General features: G+C 69.2%; 5 protein-coding genes. All 5 read right to left on the bottom strand.

Features of this window, described 5'->3' with window-relative positions; translation table 11 throughout:
• Position 1 precedes the first annotated feature (1 nt).
• A complete protein-coding gene (locus ABB34_RS09420) occupies positions 2 to 3,379 on the bottom strand; it encodes a hypothetical protein (protein WP_057641068.1) in 3,378 nt (1,125 codons plus the stop codon).
• On the bottom strand, positions 3,376 to 12,108 hold the full coding sequence (locus tag ABB34_RS09425; RefSeq protein ID WP_057641069.1) for an SdrD B-like domain-containing protein: 8,733 nt from the start codon (positions 12,106 to 12,108) through the stop codon (positions 3,376 to 3,378). Before ABB34_RS09425 ends, ABB34_RS09420 begins: the two co-directional genes overlap by 4 nt.
• 358 nt (positions 12,109 to 12,466) lie before the next feature.
• Positions 12,467 to 13,219: a response regulator transcription factor gene (locus ABB34_RS09430; protein WP_057641070.1), complete on the bottom strand. Its 753-nt coding sequence runs from the start codon at positions 13,217 to 13,219 to the stop codon at positions 12,467 to 12,469.
• A gap of 207 nt (positions 13,220 to 13,426) precedes the next feature.
• Positions 13,427 to 14,155 carry a response regulator transcription factor gene (locus tag ABB34_RS09435; protein WP_057641071.1) on the bottom strand — a complete coding sequence of 243 codons (729 nt, stop codon included), beginning with the start codon at positions 14,153 to 14,155 and terminating at the stop codon, positions 13,427 to 13,429.
• Between the two features lie 177 nt (positions 14,156 to 14,332).
• Positions 14,333 to 16,477: a S46 family peptidase gene (locus ABB34_RS09440; RefSeq protein ID WP_057641072.1), complete on the bottom strand. Its 2,145-nt coding sequence runs from the start codon at positions 16,475 to 16,477 to the stop codon at positions 14,333 to 14,335.
• Between the last annotated feature and the right edge of the window lie 7 nt (positions 16,478 to 16,484).

A 16,484-nucleotide genomic window follows, 5' to 3' on the forward strand; every position in this document is an offset into this window, starting at 1 on the left:
CTCAGCGGGCCGGGTCGCGGTAGCGCGCCGGGTCACGGCGGAAAAGGTCTTCATCGAACTTGAAGCGCAGGCGCAGGAACGCGCCCTGCTGGGTGTACTCGTAGCCATTGAGGTCGCGGTCGCCGGCGAAGCCGGTCCAGTTGTAGCCGGCCGACAACCACAGGTTCTGCCGCAGCAGGCGGCCCACTTCCAGGCCGTAGGCGTACTGGTTGGCGCCCAGCTGCCCGCGGAAGGTGGAGCCGAGCACGCCGATGTCCCAGTTCTCGGTGATGTCGTAGACGATGCGGCCGGAGAACAGCATGGCGCGGAAGCTGCTGTTGACGCGGACGCCGTCGCCATAGGCGAACTGGTCGCGCTGCCACTTGCCGGCGATGCGCCCGGTCAGCCACCACGGCCGCGACGGGTGCCAGTCGGCATGGGTGGAGACGATGTGGGCGCGGGTGCGCACGTCCTGGCTGGTGCCGTTGACCACCTCGCCGTCGAGCAGGGTCAGGCCGCTTTCGTCGCGTTCGAGCTTGTACTCGTAGCGCATCAGCGCGTTGACCCGGTTGCGGTCGGTGTCGCGGTAGGCCAGGCCCAGCTGGAAGCGGTCCTGCAGCACGTCGCCGCGCTCTTCGTAGTTGGTCGCCAGCAGGTAGTTGCGGCCCAGCAGGGTCCAGTCGCGGCTCAACTTGCGCGCCACCATGAACTGCAGCAGCGTGGTGTCGAACGCCTCGTTGGCCTCGGTGTGCGGCACGTCCTCGGAGATGCGGTGCTCCACGCGCACCGCGCCGCGCCACAGCGGGTTGGCGCTGTAGTCCAGCGCCAGCGCCAGCGCGGTGCTGTCGCCGGTGTCGCCGGCGATCACGTTGACCCGCTCGGCCGAGCTGCTCAGGCGCAGGCCCTCGCGGACGTCCCAGTTGTTGCGGATGCCCGAGGCGGCCTGCACGTCGCGGCCGCTGACCGCGTCGCGCAGGCGGTATTCGCTGAACGCCTGGGTGTCGCGGATGTAGCTGCTGTCGATGCCGAACACCAAGGCATCCGCTTCGCGGTCGGTGGTGGTGATGCCATAGGCGCTGGTCAGGCCGGTCTGCCTCTCGTAGCGGCCGTACAGGCGGCTGCGCTCGAAGGCCTGGTAGTCCACGCCGGCGGCGACGCGGTGGCGGTCCTCGCCGTTGACACTCTGCTCGACCTCAGCGCCGCCGCTGAACTTGTCGCTGAAGCGGTAGCCCAGGCCGATGCGGGCGCTGTCCGATTCCAGCTCGGTGCCCACCGGCAGGTCGCTGGTGATGACGCTGCCCGAGGACGAGCCGTTGACGACCATCAGCCCGGTGGCCGGGTCCAGCGCCTGCTGGCCGTAGCCCAGCGCGCCGCCGCCACCGCCGGTGGCGAAGCCGCCGGTCAGGCCGCCCACCTGCCCGAACGGCGACCCCATCGACCACGGCGAGGTCACGCCGATGGTCTCGCGGATGCTGCGCAGGCCGACGTCCACGGTCAGCCGCTCGGTGGCGCCCACGCGCACGCCGGCGCCGCCGGCATCGCGCTTGCCGCCGTCGGGGTTGCGGTCCTCGCTGCGCAGGGCTTCCACGTACAACTCCACGCGCGGGGTGAACGCATAGCTCAGCCGCGCGTTGTATTCACCGCGGCCACCGTACAGCGGCGAGGCCGGGTTGTTGAACGCGGGATCGGTGCGCGCGGCGAACAGACGGGCATCGAATTTGTCGCCTTCATGGGCGAACTCGACGCGCCATGCATCGCCTTCCACTTCGCCGCTGACGTCCTTCAATCCCTGCGAGGTGACCTGGTTCAGCGAGTTGGTGTTGACCTCGCTGCGGGTACGCGCGAACTCGGCCACGAACGCAGTGTTCGGGCCGAAACGGTAGCCGGCGTTGACGCCGCCCATCTTGAACTCGGCGTAGGGGTTGCGGTCCTCCACCGCCGAGGCACCCACTTCCAGCCTGTCGGTCAGCTTGAACTGGCCGTCGGCACCGACCACCCAGAACTTCTCGGTCTGCTGGTCCAGCTCGTAGGTGATGCGCAGCGACACCGGGTTGAGATCGCTGTCGAAGGACGGCATGAACTGGTTGAGCAGGATGCGCCCGGAGAACGGCTCGAAGCTGTAGTCCACCAACCGCGCCAGCGGCCGCACCGAGACGATGCGGCTGGGCTGGTTGCGGTCGCGCACGATCACTTCCACCCGCTCGCTGCCTTCCAGCACCGCGTTGTTGCGCAGCGCGTACGGGCCGCTGCCCTGGCTGCGGAACTCCTCGATGATCTGCCGCAGCGAATCCTCGATGGCGAAGACGTTGCTGCGCACGCGCTCGCTCTCGAAATGCCAGCCCAGGCCGGTGGCGGTGCGGTTGTAGGTGCTCAGACTGCGCTGCGGGATCGGCCCGCTGCCACCGATGCCGGTGCTCGTGGCCAGCGTGTCGCCGGTCTGGAAGTCGCCGTACAGCAGGTAGCTGCGCTTGTTGTCGATGCGCACGTACAGGCGCTCGGCCGAGCGCGCGTCGAAGCCGCGCAGCGACGAATCGCCGTATACCGGGTAGAACTCTTCCGGCTGGATGTCGCGCAGCAGGCGACCGCGCACGTCCTTGTCCGAGTCGTAGGCGGCGGTGAGCAGGTACTCGCCCTTGATCCGGCCCTTGACGAAGAACGCGGTGCGCGCCGACGCATTCGCCTTGCCGTTGTTGAACTGCTTCTCCCAGCGGCGGATGTCGCGGTCGAACGCATCGTGGTGCTCGACCGGCGAGATCAGCCCGGCGTTGGATTTGTTGCGGAAATTGACCACGCCCTCGACCAGGCCGGTGGCCAGCAGCTCGCGCATCTCCGGCAGGAAGCCGATCACGCCCTCGGCGCTTTGGCCGCCGGCGGTGATGCGCAGTACCACGTCCTGCGGCTCGTGCGGGGCCAGCAGGTCGAACTCGGCCACGCCGTCGTCCACCGCCAACTGCACGCCGGGGGTCACCTTGTCGGCATCGGCGGCGCCGGGGCCGAATTCGTCGGTGCGCGAACCCGGCAGGCGGATGCGGCCGCCGCTGTGCTCGATGGTCGCGTACGCGCGGCCGGCCAGCGGCTTGCCGTCGCCGTCGAGCAGCTGCACGCGCACGTGCACCGGGGTCTGGCCGTCGGCCGGTACGCCGTCGCGGTCCACGTCCACGCGGACCAGGTCCACGCCGTGGTTGAGGGCGTAATCGACGTTGCCGGAGCGGGTGGAGGTGGCTTCCGGCGCGGCATCCGCGCTCGCCGGCGAGCGCGGGTACAGCGTGGCGGCATCACCCAGCACCGGGGTGAAGCGGGTGCCGGTGCCGACGTTCTGGGCCAGCGCCGGCAGCGTCGCCACCAGCGCGCAGGCCAGCAGGCTCAGGCGCGGTGCGCGCAGGGAGTCGCGGCGGTTCATGGCTGCACCTCCTGCGCTGCCGATGTGGAGGGCGGGTTGGGTCTGGGTTCCACGATCGGTCTCTGGTTGGCCGAGTCCGTGGCCTGCTGCGGCGCACGGAGCGGCTTGCTTTCGAAACGCAGCTGCGACTGCCCGGCCTCGTTCTCCGGCGCGCGCACCTCGCCCTGCGTGCGGCGGGCCTTGACCTGCTCCAGCAGCGGGTTGGAACAGCTGCCCTCGACGAAGTCGGCGCGGTGCAGCTCGCCGTTCTTCAGGTCCAGGAACAGGCTGTCGGCATCGCCCAGGTTGCGGTTGCTGCTGGTGGTCAGGCGCGCGCCGACCGGCAGGGTGGACGGATCGACCTTCAGGGTGTGGCTCTGCGGGGGCAGGCCGCAGTAGCTGTACTTGCCCTCCGAGTCGGAGATCACCCAGGTGCCGTTGGAGAAGTACAGGCGCACGCCCGGGATACCCAGCTCCTCGGCGTCCTGCACGTGGTTGTTGTTGCAGTCCACGAACACCTTGCCCAGCACGCAGACCTCGTCGGTGAACACACCGCCGGTGACGCGCACGCGGTACTCGGCGCGGTTGGAGGGGATCGAACCCGGCACCGGGGCCAGGCTCACCGGGTCGATGCAGCCGCCGTCGATCGAGCAGCCGTGGGCCTGGGCGCGGTTGACGCCGTCGCCCTGCTGCGCGCCAACGCCGACCCGCACGCGGTAGGTCAGCACCAGCTGGCCGCCCACGTCGATCGGACCGAGGTCGAAGCCCAGGCGCGGGCCCGGCCTGCCCGACGGGTCGGCCAGCGCGCGGCCGCCGATGCGGGCGGTGCCGTCGATGTAGGTGAAGCCGCGCGGCAGGGTGTCGACGATGTTCACCGTGGCCAGCGCGCTGCCGGCGGTCTGGCGCACGGTGATGGTGTACTGCACGGTGTCGCCGATCTCGGCGATGCGGCGGTCGCCGGTCTTGCTGATGACCAGGCCGGTGGCCTCGGCGGTGTCCAGCGGGATGTGGTTGTGGACGATGCCGGCGGTGGCCGAACCGGAGAACAGGGTCAGCCAGTACTGCGTGTCGGCGCCCACCGCACCGGTCGGCGCGGTCGCCTGCGGCTGCACCAGGTGGGTCGTGCCGGCGGCACCGGCCGGGGACAGCGAGCCCTCCTGCGGCGGGATCAGCGACGAGGCGAAGCGGTAGCCGCCCGGCGGCGTCACCGTCAGCCGGAACTCGCAGCGCGCCGGCGCGGCCGGGCCGAACACGAACTGGTAGTAGCCGTTGTTGCCGACCGTCATCGAGATCGCGTTGCCTTCAACGGTGTAGCCACCGGCGCCGGCATTGAGGATCGCGGTCAGCGGGTCGTAGCCGTTGCACACGCCCACCGGCTGCAGGGTCACGATGGAGCCCGGCACCGGATCGCGGGTAACGGCGTCGTAAACCACGCCCGACGGGTCCACCGGCAGGCTCTGCTGCGGCAGGTGGTCGCCCGGCTTGAGCACCACCTGCAGCTGGCTGTTGCCGTTCTCGCTGGTACGGCAGGCGCTGACGCCGCCATTGGCGATGGCGTTGTCGGCATCGCAGGAAGCACCGGTGCCGCCGGTGATCTCCTTGTTCACCGGCCATGCCCACAGCACACCCGAATTCGGGTCGCGGAACTGGATGTTCAACTTCACGCCGGGGATCATGTCGCCGAAGCGGTAGCTGCCGTCAGCCGCGGTGGTGGTGGTCTTTACCACCACGCCGGTGTCCGGGTCCACCAGCTCGACGATCCAGTCCTGCAGGCGCTCGTCGCCGCCGTCCAGCAGGGTGTCTTCGCTGCCGACGTCGAACCACACGGTGCCGCCCACCGAGGCGGCCAACTGCACTTCGTTCGGCACGCGGCAGGCGTTCTGGGTGATGCCGGCATCGCATACCGGCAGATCGGTCACGTCGCCGTCGAACGCGGTGCGCTCGGCCGGGGTCGGGGTGCGGAACTCGTTCTCGCCGCCGCCTTCGACCAGCACCGCGTTGTTGACGGTGCCGGCCTTCGCGGCCACCTCGGAAACGTTCACGCTCACGGTGATTTCCGACGGCGAGGTCGCGCCGGCATTCACCACTTCCGAGCTGCGGCACTCGAAACGGGTTTCGCCCGCCGCGCCGGTGCAGGTCCAGCCGTTGCCGGCTGGGGTACCGGCCAGGGTCAGGCCGGCGGGCAGGCGGTCGCGCACCACGTATTCGCCCACCGACGGCTTCTGCCCGCCGTTGCGCACGCGGATCAGGTAGCTGCCGATGTTGTTGACGGTGAATTTGACCGTGGTCGAGGACTTGCTGACCAGCATGTCCGGCGAATCGCCGATCTCGCCGAAGTTGTTGTCGGTGGATTCATCGCCCGGCGCCAGCACGATGCCGGTGATCTCCGAACTGGTCGGCGTCGGGTTGCTGCCGGTACCACCGGTGCTGCCGGCGGTGGTCTTGCCGTTGAGGGTTTCCGTCGGCTGGTCCGGCTCGGTCACGACGTAGGTGCCCGGGCGCAGGTTCGGGAACTCGTAGCTGCCATCCGGGTTGGTGGTCACGGTGGCATTGACCGGGTTGCCCAGGTCGTCGGTGCCGCTCAGGACCACGGTGACGCCGGCATAGCCGCCTTCGTCGCCCTGCTTGATGCCGTCGTCGTTGCTGTCGTTGTAGACGTAGCCGGAAATGCTGCCCGCCGGGATCTCGCCGAAATTGTTTTCGGTGGAGATCTCGTTCACCCCGACCGTGATCGTCTCGATCTTCGACGGCGTGTCGCCGGTCTGGCTGGGCATGCCGCCGGTGCTGCCTTCCACGGTCTTGCCGTCCAGCGTGCCCGGCGGCTGGTTCGGCTCGGTCACGGTGTAGGTGCCCGGCGGCAGTTCGATGAAGCTGTAGCTGCCATCCGGCTCGGTGGTCGTCCACAGCGAGATCGTGGTGCCGTCGATGGCGGTGCCTTCCAGCTCCACGCGCACGCCGCCGATGCCGGTTTCGTCCGGATCGACCACGCCGTCGTTGTCGCGGTCCAGCCATACCTTGCCGGTGATGCCGCTGCTGCGCGGGATCTCGCCGAACAGGTTGTCCACCGAGGCGCTGCCGGGGGTGGTCAGGTCGATGCCGGCAATTTCACTCGGCACCGTGGTCACCGGCGTGGCGGTGCCCGAGGAGGTGCCGCCGACCGTGCCGGCGGTGGTGATGCCGTTGGCGGTGCCGGTCGGCTGGTCCGGCTCGGTCACGGTATAGGTGCCCGGGCGCAGGCCCTCGAAGCTGAACTGCCCGTTGCCGTCGGTGGTGGTGCTCAGGCTCACCGTGGCGCCGGTGTCGTCGGTGCCGGTCAGCTCGATGGTCACCCCGGACAGCCCGGTTTCGCCGGCACCGGCCTGGTCGCCGTCGTTGTTGATGTCCAGGAACACGGTGCCGGACACCGACACCGGCAGGGTCTCGCCGAAATCGTTCTGCACCGAGTGCTGGCCCGCGCCCAGCGCGATGCCTGACACCGCCGAAGGCGTGGTGGCGACCAGGGTGGCGGTGCCGGTGGGGGTGCCACCGATGTTGCCGGCCACGGTGGTGCCGTTGATCGTGGTGACGGGGCTGCCGCCCACGGTGACCACCGGTTGCGCCGCCTGCTCGGTGACGACGTAGGTGCCGGCCAACAGATCGTCGAAGCGGTAGTTGCCATTGGCGTCGGTGGTCACCGCGGCCACCGGGTTGCCCAGTGCATCCAGGGTACCGGCGGGCAGGTTGACGCTGACGTTGGCGATGCCGTTCTCGCCGGCATCGATCAGGCCGTTGTTGTTGGTGTCCAGCCACACGCGGCCGGCGATGGAACCGGCCAGTTCGCCGAAGTCGTTGCCGGTCGAACCGGCCGTCGGCAGGTTGGTGAGCTGGATGACGTTGGAATTGTGCTCCTGCCCGCTGAGCAGGCCGGTCGGCTGGGTCTGGGTGATGGTGTAGTCCAGGCCGGCCACCGCGCCGGGGTAGCTGTAACGACCATCGCTGCCGGTGGTGAGCCTCACCTCGATGTCGTCGGCGGTGCCGGCGATGCCGTCCAGGCCGGCGCTGGTGATGACGACCTCCACATCGGGGATGCCGACGTCGCCGGCATTCATGTCGCCGTTGTCGTCGCGGTCCAGGTAGACCGTGCCGGAAATGGCGGCAAGCGCGTCCTCGCCGAAGTTGTAGCCGGTGCCGTCCAGGCCCGCGGACAGGTCGATGCCGCTGATGCGGTCGGTGGTCGCGTCTTCCGCCTCGGCCGTGCCGCCGCCGTTGCTGCCCACGGTGACCGCGCTCGGGCGGTTGATGTATTCGCCGCTGCCCGGCAGCACCTCGCGCAGGATGTAGGTCCGCAGCGGATCGAGGTTGTTGAACGTGTAGAGGCCCGAGCCATTGGTCGTGGCCGTGTCGACGACCGTGCCGGTGTCGGCGTCCAGCAGCTGGATTTCGGCACCGACGATGGGGTCTTCGCCCGGGTCGCGGACGTCGTTGTGGTTGCTGTCCACGTACACGTAGCCGGACAGCGACGGGCGCTTCACCTCGGGGAAGTTGTAGCGCACGCCCGCGTCGTTGGCGCCGACATGGATGGCGGTATAGGTCGAATCCGCATCGCCGCTGGCGCCGGCGGCATAGTCGCCGTCCAGCGACCTGCCGCTGGTGGTATCGGTCGGCGGGTCGTCCGGGCCGTTGACGTAGGCGGCCGGCTGGATCTGGGTCAGCGTGTAGCCCGCCGCGTCGGCCGGCGACAGGTTGTTGAAGGTGTAGCTGCCGTCGGAGGCGGTCGTGGTCTGCAGGTAGCCGGTGGCGCCGCCCAGGACATTGCCATAGGCATCCGTACCACTCAGGCGGATGACCACGCTCTGGACGCCGGTATCGGCCGCTTCTTTGGTGCCATTGCCATTGCTGCGGTTCTGGTCCCAGAACACCGTGCCGGCCAGCGAGGAACGGGTGACCTTGATCGCGGCGTCATCGCTGTCGTTGGCCGGATTGGGATCGACCATCTCGGTCCTGACCGTGGCCGTGTTGGTCTGGTCGCCCGCGCCCGGCCAGGTTTCCCAGCGTGCCGGGACGAGGATGCGCACCTTGCCGTCGATGGCGACATCGCCCACGTTGCAGGTGATGGTCCTCGACCCACCGGTGGTCGGCGACGCCGGTGCCGGGCAGGTGCCGGTGCCGGTGGCGGTCTCGCCCTGGGTGGGGGTGCCCTTCTTCTCCCAGGTGATGGTACCGGCGATGACCATGCCCACCGGCAAGGTGTCGGTGATCACGGTACCGGTGCCGTTGAGCGGGCCGGGGTTGCTGCGGTTGAGCGACATGCTCGGCGCCGGGCCGTGGTTCTCGGCCTCGATGACCCACCAGAACGGCTGCCGCAACGCCACCTCGGTCGCCTCGGTCGCCGGCAATGCCGCCTCCGGGTCGGCGTCCGGCGCCGTCGAGAACACCTTCTTCTCCACGCCCATGTCGGCACGGGCAAGGATGGTGGTCTGTTCCTCGTCGCTGTAGATGCCCCCCGGAACCTGGGCTTCGTTCATGCTGACCGCGACGTAGTTGCGCGCGGTCTCGCCGGTGGGCGCCGGTGCGTCCAGGTACTTGTAGCGCAGGTAGATGTAGCTGCTCGCGTTCACGCCGATGATGCCGGCCTGGTTGCTGCCGCCAAAGCCCGCCCCCGGCACCTCGCAGCTGATGTCCAGGGACGGATCGCCCGGCTGGATGCCCGCACCGGTAAACGGATTGGCGCTGTTGACGCTGCAGCCGACCATGCCGAAGGCCGCGGTCGGGCCGGTCAGGGTGCCCGGCGCCCAGCCGATGAACTGCACCTGCTTGCCCGCCGGGGCGCGGTACTGGTCCGAGATCGCCACGCCGGTGGCGATGGACGGCCCCGCATTGCGCACCGAGACGCGGTAGGTGACGAAGTTGTCGCCGCCCGGCTCGTAGCCCAGCGGATCCACGCCGGAGGTGAAGCTGCTGTCGCGGTCCACCTTCTCGACGAAGAGCTGCGCCGCGCCCGCATTGAACGTCAGCACGGCCGACTTCTCGTCGTCGGCGGCGCTGGGATCGTAGTTGTAGTTGTAGCCCGCGCCGGTTGCGCCGCCCTGGATGGTGAAATCGGCGGTATTGGCGAACTGGCGACCCGTCGGATTGTTGCCGGAATCGACATTCGGGCGGATGGTGACCTTCATCTCCTCGCTGTAGCGGCTGGGCAAGTCATACGCCGGGCATTCGATGACCAGCGTCCCGCCGCTCGCACCGGCGGCATAGGATTTGCCGTCCACCGTGGTCGTTTCCACGAGCCCCGTGGAGGACGTGACGGTGCAGGCCGCGTCCGACTGGCCCTGGCGGGTACGCGTGGCCGACACCAGCACGAAGCCGGCGTCGTTGGCGGGAAGGGTGAAGGTGTCGCGGAACACCACGCCCGGCACCAGCGACGGGCCTTCGTTGATCCAGCTCATCACGTAGTTGGTGTTCACGCCCACCTGGCCCGTCGTGCCGGTGGGAATCTGCTTGTCCACCGTCCTGACGTTGGCGCGCTTCTCGACCACCAGCCAGTCGCTGGCCTGGTTGTTGCCGCCTTCGATTTCGCCCACCGAGCCGGCGACGTTCGCATCCACTTCCACGCCGGCGGTATTGCAGAACGAGCCGGCCGGCTGCCCGGCGCAGCGCGAGTCCCCCGACGCCAGCGCGCTGTCCATCAGCGGGCGGGTGACGCTGATGGTGATGTCCTCGGAGGCGCCCGGGTCCAGCCCCGCGCTGCCGGACCGGCAGACCACCGAGCCCGCGCTGACCGTGCACGGCCAGCCACTGCTGGTGGTGGCGGTGATCGCGGTCGCCGGCAGGCCGGCCGAGGCGGGGACGTAGCCGGGGATGGCATCGTTGACCACGATGCCGGTGGCCCGCACCGAGCCGCCCCCCAGGTCCTTGTTGGTCACGCGCAGCGTGTAGGTGAAGCTGTCGTCGTCCACCCGCAGGGTCTTGCCGTTCCCGCCAAACGCATTGGTCGTCTTGGCCAGTTCCAGGTCGACGCGGTCGTCGGTGGTACGGGTACCATCGCCGGCGCAGTCGTTGTCGGTATTGCGGTCCTCGTTGATGCTGGACGTGGCCGGCTCGGACGAGCCGCCGCTGCCGCCGGTGCAGGCCTCGTTGCGCAGGTTCAGGTCCGCGCTGCGGGCGCGGGTCTGGAGGCGCAGTTCCGGCGCATTGGTGTTGCGGGCCAGGGGATAGCTGCCCGCGACCAGGTCACACGTCACCACCTGCGCGGTCATGCCGTCCCAACTCGCCGGAACGGCCGCGCAACTCCAGTTCGCGGGCGTCAGGTTGGCCAGGAACTCCTCGCCCAGCGGCAGCGTGTCCACCACCTGCACGTTGCCGGTGGCGGCCTTCGGCCCATAGTTGCGCACCTGGATAACGGAGGTCATGCGGCTGTCGTCATCCGGGCCGCTCCCCGGCCAGATCGCCACCAGCTTCGGGGTCTTGCTCTTGGTCAGCCCGAGGTCGGCGCCATCGGGCATCACGCTGAAGGTGAGGGGGTAGCTGTCGTTGGCAGCCACCGGGTCGGGCGTATCGGACGCGGCCGTGACCGTGTTGATGACGTCGCCGTTGCCATCGGCGGGCACCGTCGCATCGACCCAGAAGCTGACCGGCGAGTTTGCCGGCAGGGTGCCGGCATAGGTGCACCCGCGGGTGGTATCGCCGGCAGTCGTCGCGCACACCCAGCCTGCCGGCTGGTCACCGTCGGTGATGACGAAGCCCGCCGGCATGACGTCGCTCCAGCGCGGGTTTTCGGCAGCGCTGGGGCCAAGGTTGGTGAGCGTGATGTTGAACCTGACGGTTTCCCCCGCGATCGCCGGTGCGGGGGTCGCGGTCTTGCTGATCTGCAGGTCGGCGCCGGGGGTGACGATGGTGCTGACGCTGGCGTTGTTGTTGGTCGGATCCGGGTCCGGCATGGCCCCGGCCACGACCACCGCGGAATTGGTCACCGTGCCGCCGCCGACGTTGGCCTTGCCCTTGAAGGTGAACGCGGCGTTGCCCGATGCCGCCAGCGCGGGGCCGGTGTAGGTGGCCGTCAGCTTGCCCGCCTCCGGGACGTTCAGCTGGACGCTCCAGTTGCTTCCGGCAAAGCTGTCGGCAACGTAGTCGACCCCGGAAGGCAGCGTGTCGACCACGCTGAAACCGGCGGACGCATTGGGGCCGTCGTTGGTGACCGTCAGGGTGTAGGTCAGCTCCTCGCCGCCGATCACCGACGGCGCGGACGCGACCTTCTCCAGCCGCAGGTCGCCGGACTGGACGATGGCGGTGCTGGTGCTCTGCTTGTTGTCCGCCTTGTTGGTGTCGTCGCCGAAGAAGAGATCGGTGTTGGTGATCAGGCTCGCAACGGTCGTGGTGACGTCGGGCACGTTGCCCCTGTCGAAGCCGATCGCACCCTCGATGGAGGCGGCCCCCACCGCCATGCCCGCGCTGCTCATCTCGATCTCGAAGTTGACCTTCGAGTTCAACCCCACCAGTTCGGGAAGATTGCAGCGGATCCGCTCCCTGTCCGTATCCTGATTGACGCCCTCGCTGAAGCAGTACCCGGGCAGGCCGGTCGCGACCGCGTTGACCGGCAGGTCGAAGATGGCGACGCCATCGCTGACGGTGCTGGAATCGCTGTTCTGCACTTCCACCTGGTACTTGAACGCGGCACCTACCGGAACCTGCGAATCGCCGGCATTGGCCAGCACGCTGAACTGCAGGTTTTCCGCCAGCGCCGGCAAGGGCAGGGCCAACAGCGCGGCAAGGGCCATGCGCCAGGGCCGGCGCGTCAATGCACGCGCTGCGCCAACGAATCCGTTCTCACGCACGCGCGGGCTGGCCGCGCGATCGACCTGATCGTGTCTCTGGTACACGGGTTTTCCCCTAACTTCGCTTCTGTTGCGCCCCACCCGGCTTCTCAGGAAGCGCGGGCCTGCGATGCTTATCGATGCACGCCATTTCGGATTGGCACATGCACAAACCGCCCTTGGCGGGTTTTCGGCGGCATTCTCGGCAGGCGGACAGACGAAGGCAGTAGCAGATGCTGTCCGTTCCTCTCATTTGCTCTCATTGGCCATGGACGTGCAGTCCACGGGCACAATCCGCTGCGACGGGCCGACGCCGCGCCGCTCAGCTCCGGCCGGGGACGAGCAGGTAGCCCATGTTGCGCAGCGCCCTTGCCGGCAGCGGGAGGCCGGTGGCGGCACGGACGCGCGAACGCAGGCGGTGCATCAGCACCTCCAGGCGGTGCGGGTCGAAATCCTGCGGCGTGGGGGTAAGTGCGGCGATCAGCCGGGTGCGGCTCACCGGCGTGCCGTGGGCGGCAAACAGTTCGCGCAGCAGCGTGCGCTCCGGTGCGGTCAGGGTGAGGGTGCAGCCATTGGGCGCATGCAGGTCCCAGCCGTTGGCGCTCAGGCGCCAGTCCTGGGTCGCTTCGGTTGCGGGCTCGGCAATGGCATCGCCGCCACCGATGCGTGTCGACAGGCGCCGGTACAGGCTGTGCAGCGACGCCACCAGCACCGGCAGTTCCAGCGGTTTTCCCAGGTAGAGGTCGGCACCGGCGGCAAGGCCACGGGCGATGTCGGCCGCGCCGCAGCGGCCGCTCACCAGCACGATGCCCATGTCGCCGATGCGGCGCAGGTGGCTGGCGGCGCTCAGGCCGTCCTCGCCGGGCAGGATGATGTCGAGTATCAGGATGTCGCAGCGGTCAACGGCCAGCTCGCGGTACAGCGCCTCGACGCTGCCGATGCCGCGCACCGACGCGCCGTGGCGTTCGAGCTCCTCGAGTACCAGGGTGCGCCATGCCTGGTCGTCCTCGACCACCCATATCCGCACCCCTTCCAGCCACGGCTGCCCACCCGCCGGCGGCGCCTCCCGCTTCATCTCCAACACCGCGTCCCCGAGGCAAGCGCGCCGCCGGTGGCAGCTGCAACGCTTGCCGGACGATTCTCGGCAGGTGGTGTCAGGCGGGCAGTATCAAAAACTCTCGCAACATTACGAATGCTTGCCCGCGATCCCGGGCCGCGGGAAGGCCCGCCTCAACGATTCCTGCCGGCGGGCGGCAGCGCGGTCCGCATCGTTTCCGCGGACTCAGTCCGCCGCTTCGGCCCGTTCGGAAAGCAGCATGTAGCCGATGCCGCGCAGCGCGCGCACCGGCAGCGCCACGCCAGCCGCATTGCGCACGCGGGTGCGCAGACGGTGCACCAGCACTTCCAGGCGGTGCGGGTCGAAATCCCAGGGCTGGTCGGTGATGGCGGCGATCAACTGCTCGCGATCCACGGCCTTGCCGGGAACGGAAAACAGTTCGCGCAGGAAACCGCGCTCGGCCGCGGTCAAGGTCAGCATGCCCCCGTTGGGGGCATACAGGTCCCAGCCATCGGCACGCAGGCTCCATGCCGCGGCGCCATCGCGGACGGGATCGTTGCCGGCCGGGGTAACCGCTGGTGCCGGGCGGGTCATGCGCCGGTGCAGGCTGTGCAGTGCGGCCACCAGCACCGGCAACTCCAACGGCTTGGGCAGGTAGACATCGGCGCCGAGTGACAGCCCTTGCGCCATGTCGGCGGTGCCGCTGCGGCCGGTCACCAGCACGATGCCCATGCCGTCCATCCGCCGCAGGTGGCCGGTGGCGCTCAGGCCGTCCTCGCCCGGCAGGCCGACGTCGAGGACGAGGATGTCGCAGCGGTCCACCGCCAGGTCGCGATACAGCGCTTCGGCACTTTCGATGCCGCGCACGCTGGCGCCGTGGTATTCGAGTTCCTCCACCACCATGCCGCGCCACTCGGGATCGTCTTCCACCACCCAGATGCGTACGCCATCCAACCGGCAGCCTGATTCCGCCGTCGGTATTTCCTGCTTCGCCACCCCGTGTTCTCCCAAGCCGATCCCGCTGCTCCCCCCGGGACGCCATTCTACTGGCCCGGCCCGGGAAGCGCGTGCACGGCGCCGCCCGGGGACGATGCGCGGGAGCGCATCACCTGCGCGCCCGCATCCGCAGCCTCACTCCCGCGGCAGGCCCATTTCCGCCAGCAGCGCCGGGGCCGGGTAGACCTTGGCCAGCAGCCAGCGCAGGTAGCGCATGTCCACGTGCACGGCGCGCTTGTAGCGCGGGTCGAACCACCAGCTGGCGCTCACCGACTCCCAGTTGGAGTCGAAGTTCAGGCCGATCAGTTCGCCTCTGGCGTTGAGCACCGGCGAGCCGGAGTTGCCGCCGGTGGTATCCAGGTTGGTCAGGAAGTTGACCGTCTGCGTCTTCAGCGCCGGGTCGGCGGTGCTGCCGAAATCGCCCTTGGCGATGGCGTCGAGCAGCGGCTTGGGCGCGTCGAACGGCACGGTGCCGGTGTTCTTCTCGACGATGCCGGCCACGGTGGTCACCGGCGAATAGTTCACCGCATCGCGCGGGTGCAGTGCCTCCACCTTGCCGTAGCTGATGCGCAGGGTGCCGTTGGCGTCGGGGTAGACCGCGCGCCCCTGTTGCGCCCGCCATGCGAACAGCGCCTGCATGTAGGACGGGCGCAGCCGCAGTTGCTCGCCGGCGCGCTCCTTGCTCTCGCGTTCGGCGCTCAGCTGCGCCATCACCAGCGCGGCGGCCACCGACACCAGCGGGTCGTTGTCGATGAAGGCGCCCTTGCGCGCGGCCTCGAAGCGCGACAGGCGCTGCGCCTCGTCGCCCAGCTTCGTGGTCGCGTACAGCTCGTCCAGCGCCTTGTGCAGCTGCTCCGGGGTGCGGCCGAACAGGTTGTCGTAATGCGAATCGCGCTGGTCGTCGGGCAGTTGCTGGTAGCGGGTGAGCAGCGCGGTGAGGATGGCTTTTTCCACCGCCGGGTCGTAGCGGCGCTGCACCTGCCTGAGCACGCCCTCGATCAGCGCCTGGTCGCGCTGCTGGTAGCCGCTCTCGCGCTCGGCGTCGGGCTTGGCCGATTCCACGCGCAGCCGTTCCAGCAGCAGCGCCGAGCGCAGCAGCTGGGTCTGGCTGGACATCAGCCCCACCAGCAGCTCGCGCTCGCCGGCCGCGCGTTCGGCGTCCAGCGAGGCGAACAGGGCGTCGATGTCGGCCTTGTACTTCGCATCGGTGGCGGCCAGCATCGCCCGCTCGTCGGCGGCGCGCCGGGCCTTGGCGTCGCTGCGCAGCAGCCCTTCCAGTTCGCCGGCGGCACGCTTGCGGTTGTTCTTCAGCGACTGCAGTTGCGAGGCGTAGCGGGTGCGGGCGTCGGCATCGTCCTTGCCGGCGGCCTCGACGACGTCGATCAGCTGCTGGAACACCTCCACCCGGCGCGGCAGCACCGCGTCGATCTGGTTGGCGAACTCGGCGGCGGTGCGCAGCCGGTAGGTGATGCCGGGGTAGCCGGCGAGCATGGCGTAGTCGCCCTCCTTCGGGCCGTCCAGCGACATCGTCAGGTGTGCCGGCGGGTGGTACGGCACGTTGTCCTTGCTGTACGGCGCCGGCTTGCCGTCCTTGCCGACGTAGGCGCGCAGCAGGGTGAAGTCGCCGGTGTGGCGCGGCCACATGAAGTTGTCGATCTCGTCGCCGTAGTTGCCGATGGCGCGCGGCGGCGCGTAGACGAGGCGGATGTCGGTCAGCTCCAGCTGGCGGACGCGGTAGAAGTCGCTGCCGTAGTACATGTTGGCCACCGAGCAGCGCACGCCGCCCTCGGCCTCGCAGTCGGCGACGATGCGCTTGCGCGCGTTCTCCACCGCGTCGTAATAGGCGCGGCCGCTCTTTCCGCGTGCCTCGCGGAGCACTTCGTCGGTGACCTTGTCGAAGCCCACCGTCACCAGCACCCGGTAGTCCGGGTTGGCCGGGCGCTCGTCGTCGCGGCCGCCGGCGATGAAGCCCTCGTTGATGTAGTCGTGCCCCTTGCCGGAGTTGTACTGGATGACGCCGTAGGCGACGTGGTGGTTGGTCAGCAGCAGGCCGTCGCCGGAGACGAACGAGCCGGTGCCGCCACCGATCCGCACCACCGCGTTCAGCGGCGGCGTGGTGACGTCGGCCAGCGCCGACGGGTCGCCCTCGAAGCCGGCGGCCTTCAGCGTTTTCGCCAGTTCCGGCAGTTGCGTGGGCATCCACATGCCCTCGTTGGCGGCGGCGGTGGCGGAAAGACCCATGCTCAGCACCAGTGCGGCGGTCAGCGGTTTGCGCGTCATCGAAAAA

Source organism: Stenotrophomonas daejeonensis, assembly GCF_001431505.1.
In the GTDB taxonomy this organism is placed as follows: domain Bacteria; phylum Pseudomonadota; class Gammaproteobacteria; order Xanthomonadales; family Xanthomonadaceae; genus Stenotrophomonas; species Stenotrophomonas daejeonensis.